Here is a 387-nt window from a genome sequence, read left to right as displayed (position 1 = left end):
GGTGAACAAATCTTTGGTTTTAGCTCCATCTCGCCCCAGCAAATCAAACACAAAACGCTCAAAGTTCGACGCCTTGGAGATGTCCATAGACGGGCTAGAAGTTTCGTGCGTATCAGCCGTGCCGCGCACGCGGTAGATACCGGTGCGGAAAAACTCGTCCAGCACATCGTTTTCATTGGTAGCGACAACCAATTTATCAATCGGCAAACCCATCATGCGCGCCACATGGCCAGCGCAGACGTTACCGAAATTGCCGCTAGGCACGGTGAAGTTGACCTTTGATGAGTTCGACCCCGTCGCTTGAAAGTAACCTGCAAAGTAATAAAACAACTGCGCCAACAAACGCGCCCAGTTGATGCTGTTGACCGTGCCAATTTTGTATTTTTT

1 pseudogene is annotated in these 387 nt (G+C 49.9%); it reads right to left on the bottom strand.

What is annotated here, in order from left to right:
• A pseudogene (locus GNY06_RS02920) lies at positions 1-387 on the bottom strand (threonine synthase); the annotation flags it as partial.

The organism is Elizabethkingia argenteiflava (genome assembly GCF_009904105.1).
Lineage (GTDB): Bacteria > Bacteroidota > Bacteroidia > Flavobacteriales > Weeksellaceae > Elizabethkingia > Elizabethkingia argenteiflava.
The sequence above is the reverse complement of the archived record's forward strand: the minus strand, read 5'-3'. Positions and strand labels throughout refer to the sequence as shown.